This is a genomic window from Pedomonas sp. V897, from assembly GCF_051304405.1.
In the GTDB taxonomy this organism is placed as follows: domain Bacteria; phylum Pseudomonadota; class Alphaproteobacteria; order Sphingomonadales; family Sphingomonadaceae; genus Pedomonas.
In genome coordinates, this window is record NZ_JBPPGG010000002.1 from 78,786 (window position 1) to 96,955 (window position 18,170).

Below are 18,170 nucleotides of genomic sequence, written 5' to 3' on the forward strand. Positions count from 1 at the left end.
CGGTTGTCCGGCCATATCACAAAAACGCCTCTTCGGCACCGCAGAAGCGCCGCCAAAGCGCGGCGGACCTTAGTGGCGGTCCTCCCAAGTGTCAAGGCAAGTCTAAGAATTCAGCTTTGCAACGAAGCGTAATTATTACAACAGCTTAGCTGGTGTCGTGAGAGCAGGCGGACGGGTCCTGATGTCGCAGTGCAGCGCAAATGTCACGCCGGCACCCCTCCACCCCTCTGAAAAGGCAGAGGTTTTTGCGGAATGTGCCAAATCCGCGAGGCTTTTCGCTATTCGGCCGCCAGCAGCATTTCGGCGCGCTTGAGGTCCACCGAAACCAGCTGGCTGACGCCCCGCTCGGCCATGGTGACGCCGTAGAGCCGGTCCATCCGGCTCATGGTGACCGCGTTGTGGGTGACGACGAGGAACCGGGTCTCGGTCTTTTTCGTCATTTCGATGAGCAGATCGCAGAACCGCTCCACGTTGGCGTCGTCGAGCGGCGCGTCCACTTCGTCCAGCACGCAGATGGGCGCCGGGTTGGTGAGGAACACGGCGAAGATGAGGGCGCAGGCGGTCAGCGCCTGCTCACCGCCCGAGAGCAGGCTGAGGGATTGCAGCCGCTTGCCCGGGGGCGAGGCCATGATCTCGAGGCCGGCCTCCAGCGGATCATCGGATTCCACCAGTGCCAGATGGGCCTGGCCGCCGCCGAACAGGCTGGTGAACAGGCTGGAGAAATGGCCGTTCACCATCTCGAACGCTTCCAGCAGCCGCTGGCGGCCTTCCCGGTTGAGCGTGCCGATGGAGGCGCGCAGCTTGGCGATGGCGGTCTCCAGCTCGGTGCGCTCGGCGATCATGGTGTTGCGCTGGGTCTCCAGCTCCTCCAGCTCGATCTCCGCGCGCAGGTTGACCGCGCCCAGCCGCTCGCGCTCCATGCGCAGCCGCTCCACGTTGACCTCCAGCTCCCGCATCGGGGGCAGGGGCTCCTCGGCCGGATGCTCGATGGCCTTCAGCAGCAGCGGGGGCGGGCACTGGAACTGCTCGCCGATGCTGAGCGCCAGCTCCTGCCGCCGGGCATCGTAGTTCTCGACCGCCGTTTCGAGGCGGGCGCGCTGCTCGCGGGACTGGGCCAGCAGCTCGTTGGCCTGGCGCAGGTCGGAATCCTTGGTCCGCAGGCGGGTCTCCGCCTCGGCCAGCGTGTCGGCCGCCTTCTTGCGCCGCTCCTCCGCCTTGGCGATCTCGTCGGCCAGCGAGAGGCGCCTGGCCTCGATCTCGGCGGGGCGCGCCTCGATGCTGGCCAGCTCGGTCTCCGCCGCCGCCTTGCGCTCGGTGAGCACCAGCAGCTGCTGCTGGCCGCCGGACAGGCGCCCGGCCCAGGCCTCGCGCTCCACCTCGATGGTCTCCAGCCGCTTGCGGTCCGCCTGCAACTGGCGGAGCAGGGTATCGAGTCCGGCGCGGGCGCTGGCCAGATCGGCGCGCAGCTTCTCCACCAGGCGGCGCTGCTCGTTCACTGCCTGCCCGAGGGCATCCGTATCGGGCAGGGCGGCGATTTCCTCCAGCGCGGCGGCGCGCTCGGCCTCGCGCAGGGCGACTTCCTCGCCCAGCCGCTTCTCGGTGTCGGCCAGGCCTTGCAGGCGGCTGTCGCGCTTGGCGGCTTCCTGCTGGAAATGGGCGAGGCGGCGGCGGGCCTGATCCAGCGCCTGCTCCAGCTGGGCGCGCTGGCCGCGGGCCTCGCGCTCATGGGCAATGGCCTCGTCCAGCCGGGCCTGCGCGGCGGCGATCAGCTCCTGCGCGTGGGCGTCCACCGCCTGAATGGCCGCATTCACCCGGGCCTCGACGGCGCTGACCGCCTCGCGGGCCTTCTGGTCGGCCTCGGCAATGCCGGCCTCGACGCGGGCCTGAACCGCCGCGATCTTCTCCTGCGCCTGCCGAGCGGCGGACTCGATCTCCGCCTCGACGCGGGCCTGAACGGCGCTGATGGCCTCCTGCGCGCGGGCGTCGGCTGCCTGAATCTCCGCCTCGACCCGGGCCTGGACGGCGCTGATCGCCTCCTGCGCCCGGGCATCGGCTGCCTGAATCTCCGCCTCGGCGCGGATCTGGACGGCGCTGATCGCCTCCTGCGCACGGGCGTCGGCGGCGGCCAGTTCCGTCTCGACGCGGGACTGGAGGGCGGCGAGGGTTTCCTGCGCGCGGGCATCGGCCTCGGCGACAGCGGCTTCGAGCCGGGCCTGAAGGGCCGACAGGGTTTCCTGCGCCTGCGCCTCGGCAGCCTGAAGGGCGGCCTGGCCGGAGGACTGGGCCTCGTCCATCCGCTTCTGCGCGGCGTCCAGCGCGGCGGTGGTCTCGGCAATCACCGTCTCAAGGCGGCGCTCTGCCACCTCCAGCTCGGCGGCGACCGCCGTGCGGCGGTTGCGCTGGGCGAGATATTCCTGCTCCGAGCCGCTCTGCGGCGCGGCGGCGTAGAAGCCGTCCCAGCGCCACAGCTGGCCGTCACGGCTCACAAGGCGCTGGCCGGGGCTGAGCCGCGCCGCCAGACGCGCGCCGTCCTCGGCGGATTCGACGACACCGATCTGGCGCAGGCGGCGGGCAAGGCCGCCCGGGGCCTTCACCACCTCGATGAGCGGACGCGCGCCCTGGGGCAGGGGGCTGTCCGCCGCGTCCGTGCCGGCCTCGGGCCAGCGGCGCTTCGCGGTGCCGCCGACCGGCGCGTTCAGATCCTCGGCAAGGGCCGCGCCCAGCGCCGCCTCATAGCCCGGCTCCACCGACAGCTGCTCGATGACCGGCGTGCCGCCCGCCTGTTCCTGACGCGCCGCCAGCAGGCGGTCCAGCGTCTGCAATTCGGTCTTGAGCGAGGCGACGAGGGCTTCCGCCTCGCGCCGCTCGCGGGTGGCGGCTTCGCGGGCCGCCTCCAGCGCTTCCAGCGCCGCCTGCCGCTCGGCCTCGACCCGGGCGCGCACGGCCTCGCGCTCCGCTTCCACCGCGGTGCGGGTGCGGGTGCGCTCCTCCTCGGCCTGAGCCCGCACGGCGTCGCGCTCCGCCTGAACCCGGCTGCGGGTCTCCTCGCGCTCGGCCTCCAGCCGGGCGCGGGTGGCCTGACGCTCGGCCTCGGCCTCCGCGCGCACGCGATCCCGCTCCGCCTCCACCCGGGCGCGCACCGAATCGCGCTCGGCTTCCGCGTCCTGACGGGTGCGGTCCCGTTCCGCCTGAAGGCGGGCGCGGGCGGCGTCGCGCTCGCTCTCCGCGTCCTGGCGGACACGCTGGCGCTCCGCCTCCGCCCGGGCGCGAATCGCATCGCGCTCGGCTTCCGCTTCCTGACGGACCTGCTGGCGCTCGGCCTCGAGGCGGGCGCGGGTCGCTTCCCGCTCGGCTTCCGCCTCCTGCCGGACACGCTGGCGCTCGGCCTCCTGCGCGCGGCGCACTGCCTCGCGCTCGGCCTCCGCTTCCTGACGGGTGCGCTGGCGATGGCTTTCCGCCTCGATACGCGCGCGCTCGGCCGCCTGGATGCGCTCGGCCTGAGCCTCCAGCGCCGCCTCGGTCTCGTGCACGGTCGCCTCGGTCTCGGCGAGGCTGGCGCCGTCGCTGCGGGCTTCCGCCTCCAGCCGGGCGCGCTCCGCGTTGATGCGGGCCAGATCGTCCTGAAGGCGGGCGATGCGCTGACGCGCCGCCTCCGCCTGCGAGTCCAGCGCCCCCTTGCGGGCCAGCACCTGCGCGTGCTCGCGGGTCAGTTCGTCGAACTGCCGCTCGCCCTCCGACGCTTCCGCCTCGGCGGCGGAAACGGCGGCGCGGGCCTCGGCCTCGCGCTCGGCGTCCTGCGACAGGCGCGCCTCGATCTCGGCCTTCTCCTGCGCCAGCCGCTCAAGGGCGGCCGCGCCGTCGGCCTCCAGTGAGGCCTCGCGCTCCATGTCGCGGTTGATGTCCTCCAGCTGCCGGGTCAGCTGCTCCCGCCGCTCCAGCAGGCGCTTCTCCTCCGCCGCCAGTTCGTTGCGGGCGAGCGTGAGGCGCTGGAGCGCGGCAGCGGCGTGGGCCTCCTCCTGCCGCAGGTTGGGAAGCTGCGCCGCCACCTCCGCCTGCTCGGCGGAGAGGCGGGCGGTGGCGGTGGTCCACTCGGCGACGGCGGCGTCCACCGCCTTCAGCTGCTCCTGGCTCTCGGCCAGCCGCTGGGCGGCCTCCTGCCAGCGCTGATAGAGCAGAATGGCCTCGCCCCGGCGGATCTCGGCCGACAGGGTGCGGTACTTCTCCGCCTGACGGGCCTGGCGCTTCAGCGCGCCCACCTGGCCTTCCATCTGGCCCAGCACGTCGTCGAGGCGGGTGAGGTTGGTCTCGGCGGCACGCAGCCGCTGCTCGGCTTCCTTGCGCCGGGTGTGCAGGCCCGAGATGCCCGCCGCCTCTTCGAGGATGGCGCGGCGCTCTGTCGGCTTGGCGGTCACGATCGCGCCGATGCGGCCTTGGGAGACCAGCGCGGGCGAATGGGCGCCGGTGGCGGCATCGGCGAACAGCAGCTGCACGTCCTTCTGGCGCACGTCCTTGCCGTTGATGCGGTAGGCCGAGCCCAGATCCCGCTCGATGCGGCGGGTGACCTCGATCTCGTCCGCGTCGTTGAACTGGGCGGGCGCGCGGCGGCTGCTGTTGTCCAGCAGCAGGGTGACGTCGGCGAAGTTGCGGGGCGGGCGGTTGCTGGTGCCCGCGAAGATCACGTCCTCCATCTCGGTGCCGCGCATGGACTTGGCGCTCGATTCGCCCATGACCCAGCGCAGCGCTTCGAGCAGGTTGGACTTGCCGCAGCCGTTGGGGCCGACAATGCCCGTCAGACCCTCCTCGATCCGCATTTCGGTGGGATCGACGAAGGACTTGAAGCCCGAGAGCCTGAGACGCTTGAAGTGCACGCCGGTCGTTCTTTCCTGTCAGCGCGGACGGGAGGCGCGGCCCTTATTTCAGGGCCGCGTCGAGACGGGCCCGCACATCGGGCCAGCTGCTCACGCTCTCCAGCTTCTTGCCGTTGAGCACGAAGCTGGGCGTGCCGGAGATCTGGTAGGTCTCGATGGCTTCCTTGCGCATGTCCGCCAGCCGCTTGATTTCAGCCTGGTCGGTGAGGGCCTGGTCGAACTTGGCCTTGGGGATGCCGAGGCGGCGCACATACTCGTCCAGCTTGCCCAGCTCGGCCAGCGCCTTGATCTGCTGCTGCTGCGGAACGGCGGCCAGCTGCTTCTGCTGCTCCTCCGTCACCTGCATGAACGGCTTCACCCACTGTTCCTGCCGGGAGAAGAAGGCGTCCAGCAGCGGGAAGAAGCGCTTCGTCCCCTGGGAGCGCGCCAGCAGGGAGGCCGCGTAGTCCGGGCCGGTCAGGATGAAATTGCGGAACTCGTACCGCACCTTGCCCGATTTGACGTATTCGTTCTTCAGCGTGTTCATCGCCTCGTTGTGGAAGGCGGCGCAGTGCGGGCAGGTGAGCGAGGCGAATTCGATCAGGGTCACCCGGGCCTTGGGGTTGCCCATGATGAAACCGCCCTCCGGCGTCTTCTGGACAACCGTGGTCCAGTCCACCGTCTTGCTGGCGGCGGCAGGGGCGCTCTGGGTGGCGGCGGTCTTGGTGGCCGCGCTCTGGGCCGAGGCCATGGGGGCGGCCGCGGACAGCGCCATTCCGAAGGCGGCAACCGCCGCGAAGCTGACAGTGACAACCTGCTTCTTCAACATCTCGTAGCCTTTCGAGAGTGAGTGCCTACCCCTAGTGGCGGGGCGAAGTATGGGCCGGGAGAGCCCTTTCTGCCAAGTCCCCTTGTAGGGGTTATCCACAAGCTTTTGGGCGCGAAAGGACCAACCGGCCGAGCCGTTCAAGGGCGGCGGCGAGCGACCGGTCTTTCACATCTTTCACTGCATCTTCAAGCACTTTTGCCTCCTCGGGCGCAAGGGGCGGAGTCTCCTGTCCGGCAATGTCGGCGGGCTCGGGCACCGGCCCCTGCCGCAGGGCGAGCCGCTCCACCGCCGCGTAGCCGAAGAAGCGGTTCACCCGCTCGATCACCTGCGCCTGCACGTGGGCAAGATGCAGGGCGAAGGGGCCGTCCACCTGGATGGTGAGGGTGCCGCCCCGGCGCTGGCCTGCGGGAAAGCTGAGCTTGACCGGCAGGCAGAAGCGGGTGAACTCGGGGCCGACGATCTCCTTCCAGCGGGAGACGACGGCAGCCTGCACGAAGCCCTGGCGGCGGATGGCGCGATCCGCCACCAGCGCGGTGAGGTCGGAGACGCGGGTGACCGTGCGGCGGCGGCCGCTGCCGTACCGCCTGTCCGCCTCGGCCTGCGCCTCGCCGGACGACTTGCCGGGCGCGCCGGATTTGCGGTTGGTGCCGCCCCTGCCGGGCGCGCGGGGATTGGATGACTTGTTCACAGCCCGTCTTATGCCATAGGTGAGGGGATGTCCGTCCAGATCCTTCCTGTTGCGTCCGACGCAGCCCGGTCTCTGCTCGACTGGTATGACCGCAACGCCCGCGTGCTGCCCTGGCGCACCCCGCCCGGTTCTGCCCGGCGGCCGGACCCCTACGGGGTGTGGCTCTCCGAGATCATGCTCCAACAGACGACCGTTGCCGCCGTCATCCCCTACTACGAGAAGTTCCTCGCCCGCTGGCCGACCGTGCGCCATCTGGCGGCGGCGCCGCTGGAGGAGGTGCTCCACGCCTGGGCGGGGCTCGGCTACTACGCCCGCGCCCGCAACCTGCACGCCTGCGCGCAGGTGGTGGTGCGCGACCACGGCGGCCGCTTCCCCGAGAGCGAGGCCGCGCTCCTCGCGCTGCCCGGCATCGGCGCCTACACGGCGGCGGCCATCGCCAGCATCGCGTTCGGCCAGCGGGCGGTGGTGGTGGACGGCAATGTGGAGCGGGTGGTCTCCCGCCTGTTCGCGATGGAGACGCCGCTGCCCGCCGCCCGGCCGCAGGTGCGGGCGCTGGCCGATCAGCTCACGCCCGAGGCGCGCGCCGGCGACTATGCCCAGGCCATGATGGATCTGGGGGCGGGGGTGTGCACGCCGCGCTCCCCCTCGTGCGGGGTCTGCCCGCTGGCGGCAGGGTGCGCGGCGCGGGCGAGCGGCACGCCCGAGCGCTGGCCGCTCAAGAGCCCGAAGGCGGAGAAGCCCACCCGCCACGGCCTCGTGTTCTGGCTGGAGGCGGAGGGGCAGGTGCTGCTGCGCCGCCGCCCGCCCAGGGGGCTGCTCGGCGGCCTGCCGGAGATCCCGTCCTCCGCCTGGAGCGAAACGCCGGTCGGCAGCGGCTGGCACCTGTTCGATCAGGCCCCCGTCGAGGCGGACTGGCAGGTGCTGCCGGGCGGTGTGCGCCACACCTTCACCCACTTCCATCTGGAGCTGCGGGTGGCGCAGGGGCGGTTGCCGCGCCGGGTCAATCCGCCCGAAGGGTTCTGGCATCCGGTTGCCGCGATCGAGGCGGCGGGCCTGCCCACCGTGATGCTGAAGGCCGCGCGCCACGCGCTCACGCCCCGGCTGGTATGAGCGGACTTCCCGGCGAGGCGAAGCCGGGCTATTCACCGTATGGCAAGGTCATTACGGCTTGAATGGCCGGGGTTCCTTTGAGGATGGAGCAACGGGAATGAACAAGTTTGTGGCGGCGTTTGTTCTGGCCTGCGTGGCGCTGGGCGCGACGGCCTGCAACACCGTGAAGGGGCTGGGGCGCGATATCGAATCCGTGGGCCGGACCGGCGAGGACGTTATCAAGGGCAAATAAATCCTTGGTCTTGCTGGCTGAAACGGCCCGCAAGATGGCGATGGCAGGGAACTTTATGACGGGTGCGGACTTGTCTTCTTTGGCACTCATTGCAGGAGCAAGTCACCATGACCGTATTCATCCGGTTCATGCTCGTCTCGGCCATCGCCCTCGGGGCGGTCGCCTGTAATACCGTCCAGGGCGCCGGCCAGGACATCGAGTCCGTCGGCAAGGAAGGCGAGAAGGTGATCAACAAGAAGTGATCCGCCTGACGCCCTTCGCTTTCCTTTGACGCAAGCAAAAGAAAAGCGCCGCCAGCAAGGGCGGCGCTTTTCCATTTCAGGATCGGCCCGGGAGAGCCGTGCGGGACGCTCAGGCGCTGGCCATGGTGGCCCGCAGCTTCTGGCGGAACTGGTCGATGGGCACCAGCTTGCCGCGCTGCTCCACGTGCCAGAAGGTCCAGCCGTTGCAGGCCGGCGCACCCTGCACCTTGGCGCCGATCTGGTGGATGGAGCCGGTGGCGTCCTTGATGGCGAGCGAGCCGTCCGCCCGCACCTTGGCGGCGTAGCGGCGCTGCGGGTCGGTGAGCACGCAGCCCGGCTGCAGCAGCCCGGTCTCGATGAGCTTGCCGAAGGGAATGCGCGGCTCCGCCCGCTTGGAGGTGGTGATGGCCAGCGCCTCGTCCTCCAGCCGCTCGACCTTGGCGATGCGCTCCGCCGCGATCTGCACGTAGCGGCGCTCCCGCTCGATGCCGATGTAGTCGCGACCCAGCCGCTTGGCGACCGCGCCGGTGGTGCCGGAGCCGAAGAACGGATCGAGCACCACATCGCCCTGCCGGGTGGAGGACAGGATCACCCGGTGCAGCAGCGACTCCGGCTTCTGGGTGGAGTGGGCCTTCTCGCCGTCGATGCGCACCCGCTCCGCGCCCGAGCAGATGGGCAGGAGCCAGTCGGAGCGCATTTGCAGATCTTCGTTCAGCGCCTTCATCGCCTCGTAGTTGAAGGTGTAACGGGCGTTCTGCGACTTGGAGACCCACAGCAGCGTCTCGTGGGCGTTGGTGAACCGCGTGCCCTTGAAGTTGGGCATGGGGTTGGCCTTGCGCCACACGATGTCGTTGAGAATCCAGTAGCCCAGATCCTGAAGGATCGCGCCGACGCGGTAGATGTTGTGGTAGCTGCCGATCACCCAGAGGGTGCCGTTGTCCTTCAGCACGCGGCGGGCGGCCGTCAGCCAGGCGCGGGTGAAGTTGTCGTACTCGGCGAAGCTGGAGAACTTGTCCCAGTCGTCCGTGACCGCGTCCACCTTGCTGTTGTCGGGACGCAGCAGCTCGCCGCCCAGCTGGAGATTGTACGGAGGATCAGCAAAGATCATATCCACCGACCCGGCGGGCAGGCGGTTCATTGTCTCAATGCAGTCGCCCTCAAGGATCTGATTGAGCGGCAGCGAATCCATCTGGTTTTACCCTTGACCTTTGACTGAACAAATCATTCGGCCAAAGTGATTCGCCGATTCGCAAAGGTCAACGGGTCGATTCGGTGGCGGAATCAGCACGATTTCTCCGAGTCGCACCGAAACGACTCGACGTTACGACTCGGATACAAACTGTAGAGTCGCGATTCGCCCGGAGACTCAAGATGATGCGGTGTTGCCGAAAAGACTCACTCGGCAACTTCTTGCGGAAGCAGCTCCCGGACCGGCGCGAAAGAGCGCCGGTGATGGGGCGTCGGGCCGATTTGCCGCAGCGCTTCCAGGTGTTCGGCGGTGCCGTAACCGGCGTTGCGCTCCCAGCCATAGCCGGGGTGTTCGCGCGCCAGCCGGTCCATGATCCGGTCGCGGGTCACCTTGGCGACGATGCTGGCGGCGGCAATGGAGAGGCAGCGGGCGTCGCCCTTCACCACCGTGTGGCAGGGGATGGGCAGCCGGGGCGCGCGGTTGCCGTCCACCAGCGCAACGGCCGGGGAGACAGGCAGGGCCTCGACCGCCCGGCGCATGGCCAGAAACGTGGCCTGGAGAATGTTGATCCGGTCGATCTCCTCCGGCCCGGCCTCGCCGATGCCCACGTGGGCAGCGTCGAGAATGGCCTCCAGCAGCGCCTCGCGGCGCGCGCGGCTGAGGGTCTTGGAATCGTGGATGCCATCCGGCAGGCGGGAGGGATCGAGCACCACCGCCGCCGCCACCACCGGCCCCGCCAGCGGGCCGCGGCCTGCCTCGTCGATGCCGGCCACAAGGCCGCCGCACGCGGCCGCGTGGGCCAGTTCCAGTTCGAGGGTGGGCAGGATCTTCGCCATGGCCGCTTCAATACAGCGGCGGGCGCGCAGCGCAATCCGTTCCGGCGAAAAAGGGGCGAAACTGAAGGCCTCGCGCAAGTGGCCCGAAAAGGGATGCGGGAGAGCTGGGGTAAGCTCTCCCGCGGGCAGGGTTTACGAGAGGCCCCGGGGCGGGTGAGTGGCACCCCGGGGTATCCGGCCATCACCCATACAGGGCCGGATTTCGGATCAGGAGCGGGCTCAGTCTGCCCGGGACAGGGCGGTGGCCGGCTGCTCCTTGAAAGCGACGGTCAGGTCGGCCTCCTGACCGGGCGTCAGCGCGACGCCGAAGCCCACCTGGAACTCCACCTGGCGGGGGCTCTGCGAGCCCGGCAGAGGCGGCAGCTTGTTCAGCTTCTCGACGGCGCGCAGGGCGGCGCGATCGAGCGCACGATCACCGGTCGACTGGGCGACGTAGATGTTCTCCAGCGTGCCGTCCGGCCGGACGGTGGCGGAGACCCGGGCGATGCCCTGCCGGGACTGGCGCATGGCGGTGAACGGATAGTGCAGGTTGCGGTCCAGTTCGGCTTGGGCCTGCTCCATCCACGCGCGTGCGGTGGCAGGATCGGCGATGGCCGCTTCGCTCGGCGTGGCGGTGGTGACCAGCATGGTGCCGGTGGTCAGAACGAGGGCCGACAGAGCGCAGGCGAACTTCTGAATGGAGCGGAAGGAAATGACGGACATGGCGTGGACCTCCTTGTGAGGGTTTGAGCTGACGGGCGGACGCTTCTGTTTACGGCTTCGATGTGTTTTCACGTTGTTGTCGTGTTGGTGTGTTAGATTAGTACTACACCAGTTCAATAACACAATAGGATTCTGCGAAACGCTCGACGAACCGTGCAGAACCATCGATGAATTGAGTGAAAACCTCGAAGTTGCGCCGCTCCGGGGTATGTTGCCCGGCCCGAGGGGTGTGTTGGTGGGGCCAGGCGGAGACTCAGAACAGCGAGAGCTGGGGGCCGTCAGGCGGCCGGAAGTGATCCTCCGAGAGGGTGAACTGGTCGCGGTCCAGCCCGTGGCGCGCGCAGGCGGCGCGGAATCGGCTGCGCAGCATCCGGGCATAGGCGCTGTCGCCGCCGGACATGCGGCTGCCGAAGGCGGGGTCGTTGAGGCGGCCGTCCCGGCTCTGCCGCAGGAGGGAGAGGACGCGGGCCGCCCGGTCGGGCAGGGCCGCCTTCAGCCATTCCTCGAACAGCGGGGCCACCTCCCACGGCAGGCGCAGCAGGATGGAGGAGGCGCCCCGCGCCCCGGCCGCCGCGCCCGCCGCGACGATGCGTTCGATCTCGTGATCGTTGAGGCCGGGGATGAGCGGGGAGAGGAACAGGTTCACCGGCACCCCCGCCTCGGCCAGCTGCCGGATCGCCTCGATCCGCCGCTTCGGGGTGGAGGCGCGCGGCTCCATGGCGCGGGCGAGGCGGTGGTCCAGCGTGGTGACGGAGATGTTGACGATCACCAGGTTACGCGCCGCCAGCCGGGAGAGCAGGTCCAGATCCCGCGTCACGCCGAAGTTCTTGGTGGTGATGGTGACCGGGTGACCGGTGCGGTCCATCACTTCCAGCAGGCTGCGGGTGATGGCGAAGCGCTTCTCGATGGGCTGGTAGGGGTCGGTGTTGGTGCCCATGGCGATGGGGGCGGGCACATAGCCCCGCTTCCCCAGCGCCTGCTCCAGCAGCGCGGCGGCGTTCGGCTTGGCGAACAGCTTGGTCTCGAAGTCCAGCCCCGGCGAGAGGTCCATGTAGGCATGGGTGGGGCGGGCGTAGCAGTAGATGCAGCCGTGCTCACAGCCGCGATAGGCGTTCACGGACCGGTCGAACGGCAGGTCCGGGCTCTGGTTGCGGGTGAGGATGGTGCGCGGCGTCTCGAGAGTGACGGTGGTGTCGAGCGGCGGCAGCTCGTTGCCCCACTGGCCGATCCCGGCACCTTCCGCGTCCAGCCAGTCGCCGTCCGCCTCGCGGTCCGGCAGGCCGAACCGCGGGCTGGCCCGGTTGTTTGTGGCGGCGCGTCCGTGGGTCTGGGTCATGGCGCAAATAGAACATAACAAGAACAAATTTGCAAGATCCCGCCCGTTCCGATTTTCCGCGATCGGCTCTTGACCTTGAGGGCGGAAGGCCCCACCTTCCCGGGTGTGCGGGCCGGGCCCCTCTGGCGAGTGCCGCAATGGCCTCGTGATGTCGGACCGCATCGAGTGCGCTCGATGCCAGGGTCCGGTTGCCGCAAGTCCCATCCAGACCCTGAAACCCGGATACGGATCGTCCCCTTCGGGCGGCCTTCTCCCCGGACATCGTGCGCCTCGAACCACCGTTCGATCGGGAGAGGCATATGCACGAAGTGATCACCGGCGTTCTCGCCCAGCCGTGGCTGGGGACGCCTGTCTGGATGTGGGGCGTTTTTCTCAGTGTCGTCCTCGCGCTGCTGGCGCTGGATCTGGGCGTCGTCCACCGCGACCAGCGGGAAATCGGCGTGAAGGAGAGCCTGCTGCTCTCGGGCGTCTACATTGCCCTCGGCCTCGGTTTCGGCGGCTGGGTGTGGTGGCAGCTGGGCGCGGAGGCGGGCACGGCCTACATCACGGGCTTCGTGGTGGAGAAAAGCCTGGCGATGGACAACGTGTTCGTCATCGCCATGATCTTCAGCACCTTCGCCATTCCCCGGCTGTACCAGCACCGGGTGCTGTTCTGGGGTATCCTCGGCGTCATCGTGCTGCGCGGCCTCATGATCGGCGCGGGCGCGGCGCTGGTGGCCGAGTTCGGCTGGGTGCTCTACCTGTTCGCCGCCTTCCTCATCCTCACCGGCATCAAGATGTGGGTGAGCGCGGAGGAGGGGTTCGCGGTGGAGGAGTCCCGCATCCTCCGCTTTCTGCGCCGCCACTGCCGCGTCACCGACACGCTGCACGGCGACCGCTTCTGGGTGCGCGGGGCCGATCCGAAAACCGGCCGGACGGTGCTGTTCATGACCCCGCTGATGCTGGCGCTGCTGATGGTGGAGTTCGCGGACGTGATCTTCGCGGTTGATTCGGTGCCGGCGATCTTCGCCATTACCACCGACCCGTTCATCGTCTACACCTCGAACATCTTCGCGGTGCTGGGCCTGCGCGCGCTCTACTTCGCGCTCGCCGCGATGGTGCACCGGTTCCACTACCTGAAGTACGCGCTGAGCGTGCTGCTGGTGTTCATCGGGTCCAAGATCTTCATCGCGGATTTAGTCGCGCTGCCCGGCGGCAAGTTCCCGCCAAGCTGGTCTCTTGCGGTCACGGCCGCCATATTGGGCGCGGGCGTCGGCTACTCCCTGTGGAAGACGCGCCAAGCCGGGGGCGCACACGGATAGCGCTCCAGCGAAGCGAACCGGAGCAGGCGGGACGGACCGTGGCTCCGGCGGGGCGGACGACACTGCAATTTAACGGAGCAAGGGCATAAATTCGCGGGCAGCAGCGCTTTTGCCAAAGGCTGATTTTCAGAACGTAGCGTGTTGGAACGAATGCATATGTACAAGCCGATGGATTCGCAGATCATCGAAACTCTCCCCCTCCAGCTGAAGACCGCGCGGCTGGTGGGGCACCGCATTGGCCCCGGAGATTTCGAAAACCTGCGCCTGCTGCACCGCAACCCGGTGGTGATGCGGACCCTCTCGCCCACCGGCGAGCCTTGGACGGAGGAGGAAACCCGCACCATGATCCAGCGGGCGGCGGAGGTCTGGGAAACCCACGGCTACGGCCCGTGGCTGTTCGAGCTGGACTACACCCACACCTTCATCGGCTACTGCGGCCTGCGCCCCGAGGTGTTCGACGGCGAAGACTGCGCCGAACTGCGCTACGCCGTGCGCGCCTCCCAGTGGGGACAGGGCTACGCCAGCGAAATGGCCCGGGCCGTGCTCTACCCGCGCTACATCGCCAATGTGGAGGTGCCGATCGTCAGCACCATCTCGGCAGGCGATGCCCCGGCGCGCAAGGTGCTGGAAAAGATCGGCTTCACCTTCGACAAAAACATCGAACGCGGCGGCCGCGCCCACGAACTCTACCGGTTGGAACGCTGAGGGGTTCTGGAAGGGGTTCTGGTTTTCGCAGGAGGGTCCTGGACCCTCCTGCACCTCCCTTCAGGATAGGGACGTGCGATTGATGAAGGGTGCGGCCCAATGAAATGATACGGCCTTGTTTCCCGTGCGCGCTGGACACGCGGCGCTCAGAGCGAACGGGAGCGCGAGGGTCCAAGACCCTCGCAAGCAAATCCCCTGAAAAAAACTCAAGCCGTCAGGATGATCGGCGTGCCGCGGGTGACGACGATGGTGTGTTCGAACTGGGCCATGGGGGCCATGTCGGCCGGGTAGAGCGACCAGCCGTCGTCCGCCTCGACGATCTTGCCGTTGCCGGTGGTGAGGAACGGCTCGACGGTGATGACCAGCCCTTCGTGCAGCTTCTGGCGGGCGCTGCGCACGTAGTGGTTCCAAACCGTGGGCTCTTCGTGGATGTGGCTGCCGACGCCGTGGCCGGTGAGGGTGTTGCACACCCGGAAGCCGGCGGCGTTGGCTTCGGCCTCGACCCGCTTGCCGATGGCGTTGATCGGCTGGCCTGCCTTGGCGGCGTAGATGCCCTTGGTCATGGCGCGCTTGGTGGTCTCCAGCAGCTTGTTCTGCTCGGGCGTGCCCTTGCCGCCGACCACCATGGAGGCGCCGCTGTCCGTCCAGTAGCCGTCCAGGTCGAGCGACACGTCGATGTTGATGAGGTCACCCTCGCGCAGGGGGCGCTCATCGGGGATGCCGTGGGCGACCACGCCCTCGATGGAGATGCAGGTGGCGCCGGGGAAGTTGTAGGCCGCGCGCGGAGCCGAGCGGGCTCCGGCGCGGTCCATCATCTCCTGTGCCATACGGTCGAGTTCGATGCCGGTGACGCCGGGCCTGGCTTCGTTCAGCATGGCGCGGAGGATATCCCGCACCAGCGCGCCCGAGCGCTTCAGGCCAGCGAGCTGGCGTTCGTCTTCAACCGTCACGGCATCACTCCGTCTTGCGCATCAGAGGGAAGGGGTCACGCTCGATTGCGCAATCCTTCGCTCGGGTCAACCGCCTGTTTGGTGCGCTTGACCATCAGCTTGTTGAGCGCATTCACGTAGGCCCGCGCGCTGGCGACCAGCGTGTCGGCGTCCGCGCCCTGGCCCTGGGTGGTGCGGCCGTTCTCCTCCAGGCGCACGGTCACCTCCGCCTGCGCGTCGGTGCCTTCGGTCACGGCGTGCACCTGATACAGCTGCAAGGTGGCGTCGTCGTGGGGCACCAGCTTGCGGATGGCGGCAAACAGGGCGTCCACCGGGCCGCTGCCCTTGGAGACGGCGGTGTGCTCCTCGCCGTCGATCCGCAGGGAGACGATCGCCCGCTGGCCGTTGGAGCCGCAGTAGATCTCCACCTCGGACAGCTGGATGCGGTCGTGGGCGCGCAGGGTCTCGTCGTCCACCAGGGCGATGATGTCCTCGTCGTAGACGTGCTTCTTGGCGTCAGCCAGCGCCTTGAAGCGCTTGAAGGCGTCCTGGAACTCGTTGTCGGAAAGGCGGTAGCCCAGCTGTTCCAGCTTCTCGCGGAAGGCGGCGCGGCCCGAGTGCTTGCCCATCACCAGGTTGTTGGCGGACAGGCCCACGGACTCCGGCGTCATGATCTCGTAGGTCTGCTTGTTCTTCAGGACGCCGTCCTGATGGATGCCGCTCTCGTGGGCGAAGGCGTTCGCGCCGACAATGGCCTTGTTGGGCTGGACCGTGAAGCCGGTGATCGCCGAGATCAGGCGCGAGGAGCGGGTGATTTCGGTCGTCACGATGTTGGTGGTGTAGGGCAGCACGTCGTGGCGGGTGCGCAGCGCCATGACGATTTCCTCCAGCGCGGCGTTGCCGGCCCGCTCGCCGATGCCGTTGATGGTGCACTCCACCTGACGCGCGCCGCCCTGGATGCCGGCGATGGAGTTGGCGACCGCCAGACCCAGATCGTTATGGCAGTGGGTGGAGAAGATCGCCTTGTCGCTGTTCGGCACGCGCTCGATGATCTCGCGGAACATGGCGCTGTAGGTCTCGGGCGTGGCATAGCCCACCGTGTCCGGCAGGTTGATGGTGGTGGCGCCGGCGTTGATGGCGGTCTCCACCGCGCGGGCCAGGAAGTCCATGTCCGAGCGGGTGGCGTCCTCGGCGGACCACTCCACATCCGGGCACAGGTTGCGGGCGTGGCTGACGGAGACGCGGATCGCCTCCAGCACTTCCTCCGGCTCCAGGCGCAGCTTCACCGCCATGTGCAGCGGCGAGGTGGCAATGAAGGTGTGGATGCGCGGGAACCTGGCGTCCTTCACGGCGGCCCAGGCGCGGTCGATGTCGCCGATGGCGGCGCGGGACAGGGAGGCGACGGTTGCCTTCTGGCACTGGCGGGCCACCTCGCGCACCGCCTCGAAGTCGCCTTCGGAGGCGATGGCGAAGCCGGCCTCGATCACGTCCACGCCCAGGGCTTCCAGCTGGGCGGCAACGCGCAGCTTCTCCTCCAGGTTCATGGAGCAGCCCGGAGACTGTTCACCGTCACGCAGGGTGGTGTCGAAAATCTTGACTTGGTTGTTGGTCATGGCTGGTCTCTATCTCGGAACAAATTTTTTGGAACATGCTGCGCCTGGCAAACCCCTTAGGCGCCGCCAAAACCGAGACAGGCCGGCAGACTGGCGCCTAAGGGCGCGTAAGTCGAAGCAGCCGAGCGCGACCAACAGCACTGGCGCCCATAGCCCTGCGGCCGGCGTCAACGGCCGGGCAAATGTCAGCAATGGTCAGTGCGTGATTCATGTGTGCGTTCCTGACGGAACCGCATAAAGGGTCAACGCCCTGTTGTAAACAGGGCGTTGTATTTTTCATTCCCTCTGCCCACCCCTTGGGGTGAAATCATTACACGTTTGGACTACTGGATGGAACGTTTGGCAAGCCAGTCGCGGCGGGCCGCGAAGCTGGCCTCCATCGCCTCGATGTCCGCCTCGGTCAGCTCCGGGTTGTAGACCTGGAAGGAGAGCACCAGGCAGGGCGCCTCGGTGCGGTTGACCAGACGGTGCTCGAAGGTGTCGTCGAACAGCAGCGGCGTGCCGACAACCCACGGATGGACCGTGCCGTCCGCCTCGATGCCGGCCTCGCCCTCGGCCACCTGCAAGGGCAGGTGCACGGTGAGGTGCGCGTTGGACTGGCCGAACACCAGCGGGCGCTCCGCCTTGGGCGCGAAGATCAGCAGGCGCACGTCCGCCGGACCGTCGCCGACGCGGGCGAGCGGCAGGGCGCCCAGCGCCTTCTCCAGCGACGGCAGGTTGTCGAGCGCGTCCTGGCGCTTGCCGTTGCGGTAGAGGAACACGGAGCGGATCTCGCTGCTGGCGGCGACGGCGGGCAGGCCGGGCGCGCCCGGCTCGCCGTCCGCGTCCAGATCGATGCTGGCCGCCGCCTCGGCGCGCACGGCCTCGGCGCTGTCGGCAAGCGCGGCAAGGCCCGGGATGCTCGCCACGTCGTGGATGAGTTCGGCCTTGAGGCCCGGCACGTAGAACAGCCACGGGCGCTGGCCCGGCTGCTCGTATTCCACCGTGGTGTCGGAGGCCTGCGGCCACAGGGCGTTCCGGATGCGCTCGGACCCCTTGGCGGCTTCCTCGTGCTGCATGGAGAGGAAGGAGCGCAGGAACTTCACCGCGTCGCGGACGCGCTGGGCGGCACCGCGGAACACGGCCGGATCGTAGCCCGCCTCGATGAAGCCGGGGCTCGCCTCGAACACCAGGGAGATGATCTGGGCGGCCCGGTCCGGCTGCTTGCGGCGCGCCAGCAGCATCGCCAGGTAGATGGCGGCCATGTAGTTGGCCGGATCGGCGATCAGCGCGTCGCGGTAGAGCCGCTCGGCGGCATCCAGCTCGCCCTTCATCTCCAGCGCCTCGCCCATCAGACGGCGGGCGTTGGAGTTGTTGGGCTCCAGCTTGATGTAGTCGGCCAGGAGGCTGATGGCGGCGTCGAACTGGCCGGACTGGACGGCATAGTTCGACAGGTAGTCGAGCGCTCCGCGGTGCTTCGGGTCGAGCCGGAGCACGTTCTGGAACAGCGCGGCGGCTTGGGCCGGGTCGCCGGAATTGAAGGCTTCCACGGCTTGTTGTGCGAGTTTTTCAGACTGTCTCATAGCAAGCTACAAAAGCAGGAACGCCCGCGATTTGCAATCGCGGGCGTTG

The 18,170-nt window shown here is 68.5% G+C and carries 15 protein-coding genes; 5 read left to right on the forward strand and 10 right to left on the reverse strand.

Features of this window, described 5'->3' with window-relative positions; all coding sequences use genetic code 11:
• Nucleotides 1-278: 278 nt before the first annotated feature.
• The 3 genes from ACSJJU_RS06465 to ACSJJU_RS06475 form a co-directional block, all read right to left on the reverse strand.
• Nucleotides 279-4,868: an AAA family ATPase gene (locus ACSJJU_RS06465; RefSeq protein ID WP_435914487.1), complete on the reverse strand. Its 4,590-nt coding sequence runs from the start codon at nucleotides 4,866-4,868 to the stop codon at nucleotides 279-281.
• A gap of 43 nt (nucleotides 4,869-4,911) precedes the next feature.
• Entirely contained in the window at nucleotides 4,912-5,676 is a 765-nt protein-coding gene (locus ACSJJU_RS06470; protein ID WP_435914488.1) for a thioredoxin domain-containing protein, read from the reverse strand.
• A 91-nt stretch (nucleotides 5,677-5,767) separates the two neighbouring features.
• On the reverse strand, nucleotides 5,768-6,364 hold the full coding sequence (locus ACSJJU_RS06475; RefSeq protein ID WP_435914489.1) for a DUF721 domain-containing protein: 597 nt from the start codon (nucleotides 6,362-6,364) through the stop codon (nucleotides 5,768-5,770).
• A gap of 27 nt (nucleotides 6,365-6,391) precedes the next feature.
• On the opposite strand from ACSJJU_RS06475, the gene mutY reads away from it, so the two are divergent.
• The 3 genes from mutY to ACSJJU_RS06490 all read left to right on the forward strand — a co-directional run bounded on the left by mutY (nucleotide 6,392) and on the right by ACSJJU_RS06490 (nucleotide 7,948).
• On the forward strand, nucleotides 6,392-7,474 hold the full coding sequence (mutY, locus tag ACSJJU_RS06480) for an A/G-specific adenine glycosylase (protein WP_435914490.1): 1,083 nt from the start codon (nucleotides 6,392-6,394) through the stop codon (nucleotides 7,472-7,474).
• Nucleotides 7,475-7,571: 97 nt separating this feature from the next.
• Nucleotides 7,572-7,706, forward strand: a complete 135-nt coding sequence (locus ACSJJU_RS06485) for an entericidin A/B family lipoprotein (RefSeq protein ID WP_435914491.1) — start codon at nucleotides 7,572-7,574, stop codon at nucleotides 7,704-7,706.
• Between the two features lie 107 nt (nucleotides 7,707-7,813).
• Complete coding sequence (locus ACSJJU_RS06490; RefSeq protein WP_435914492.1) at nucleotides 7,814-7,948, forward strand: entericidin A/B family lipoprotein; 135 nt, start codon at nucleotides 7,814-7,816, stop codon at nucleotides 7,946-7,948.
• 109 nt (nucleotides 7,949-8,057) lie between these two features.
• On the opposite strand, the gene ACSJJU_RS06495 is transcribed toward ACSJJU_RS06490, so the two are convergent.
• From ACSJJU_RS06495 to ACSJJU_RS06510, 4 genes are all read right to left on the reverse strand, one after another.
• Nucleotides 8,058-9,137 (reverse strand): site-specific DNA-methyltransferase, encoded by a 1,080-nt coding sequence (locus ACSJJU_RS06495; RefSeq protein WP_435914494.1) that lies wholly within the window; start codon nucleotides 9,135-9,137, stop codon nucleotides 8,058-8,060.
• 206 nt (nucleotides 9,138-9,343) lie between these two features.
• Nucleotides 9,344-9,973, reverse strand: coding sequence for a ribonuclease HII (locus ACSJJU_RS06500; protein WP_435914495.1), 630 nt, complete (start codon nucleotides 9,971-9,973; stop codon nucleotides 9,344-9,346).
• A gap of 219 nt (nucleotides 9,974-10,192) precedes the next feature.
• The gene (locus ACSJJU_RS06505; RefSeq protein WP_435914496.1) at nucleotides 10,193-10,675 is read right to left on the reverse strand and encodes an energy transducer TonB; all 483 of its coding nucleotides are present in this window, start codon (nucleotides 10,673-10,675) and stop codon (nucleotides 10,193-10,195) included.
• A gap of 253 nt (nucleotides 10,676-10,928) precedes the next feature.
• On the reverse strand, nucleotides 10,929-12,011 hold the full coding sequence (locus ACSJJU_RS06510; RefSeq protein WP_435914497.1) for a PA0069 family radical SAM protein: 1,083 nt from the start codon (nucleotides 12,009-12,011) through the stop codon (nucleotides 10,929-10,931).
• A gap of 299 nt (nucleotides 12,012-12,310) precedes the next feature.
• Here ACSJJU_RS06510 and ACSJJU_RS06515 point away from each other — a divergent pair, with 299 nt between their 5' ends.
• Both ACSJJU_RS06515 and ACSJJU_RS06520 read left to right on the forward strand, forming a co-directional pair.
• Nucleotides 12,311-13,312 (forward strand): TerC family protein, encoded by a 1,002-nt coding sequence (locus ACSJJU_RS06515; protein ID WP_435914498.1) that lies wholly within the window; start codon nucleotides 12,311-12,313, stop codon nucleotides 13,310-13,312.
• Between the two features lie 156 nt (nucleotides 13,313-13,468).
• Complete coding sequence (locus tag ACSJJU_RS06520; RefSeq protein WP_435914499.1) at nucleotides 13,469-14,017, forward strand: GNAT family N-acetyltransferase; 549 nt, start codon at nucleotides 13,469-13,471, stop codon at nucleotides 14,015-14,017.
• Nucleotides 14,018-14,223: 206 nt separating this feature from the next.
• Here ACSJJU_RS06520 and map read toward each other — a convergent pair whose 3' ends face one another.
• The 3 genes from map to ACSJJU_RS06535 all read right to left on the reverse strand — a co-directional run bounded on the left by map (nucleotide 14,224) and on the right by ACSJJU_RS06535 (nucleotide 18,088).
• The gene (map, locus tag ACSJJU_RS06525; RefSeq protein WP_435914500.1) at nucleotides 14,224-14,967 is read right to left on the reverse strand and encodes a type I methionyl aminopeptidase; all 744 of its coding nucleotides are present in this window, start codon (nucleotides 14,965-14,967) and stop codon (nucleotides 14,224-14,226) included.
• A 35-nt stretch (nucleotides 14,968-15,002) separates the two neighbouring features.
• On the reverse strand, nucleotides 15,003-16,559 hold the full coding sequence (locus ACSJJU_RS06530) for a 2-isopropylmalate synthase (protein WP_435914501.1): 1,557 nt from the start codon (nucleotides 16,557-16,559) through the stop codon (nucleotides 15,003-15,005).
• A gap of 323 nt (nucleotides 16,560-16,882) precedes the next feature.
• The gene (locus ACSJJU_RS06535) at nucleotides 16,883-18,088 is read right to left on the reverse strand and encodes a tetratricopeptide repeat protein (RefSeq protein ID WP_435914502.1); all 1,206 of its coding nucleotides are present in this window, start codon (nucleotides 18,086-18,088) and stop codon (nucleotides 16,883-16,885) included.
• Nucleotides 18,089-18,170: the final 82 nt, after the last annotated feature.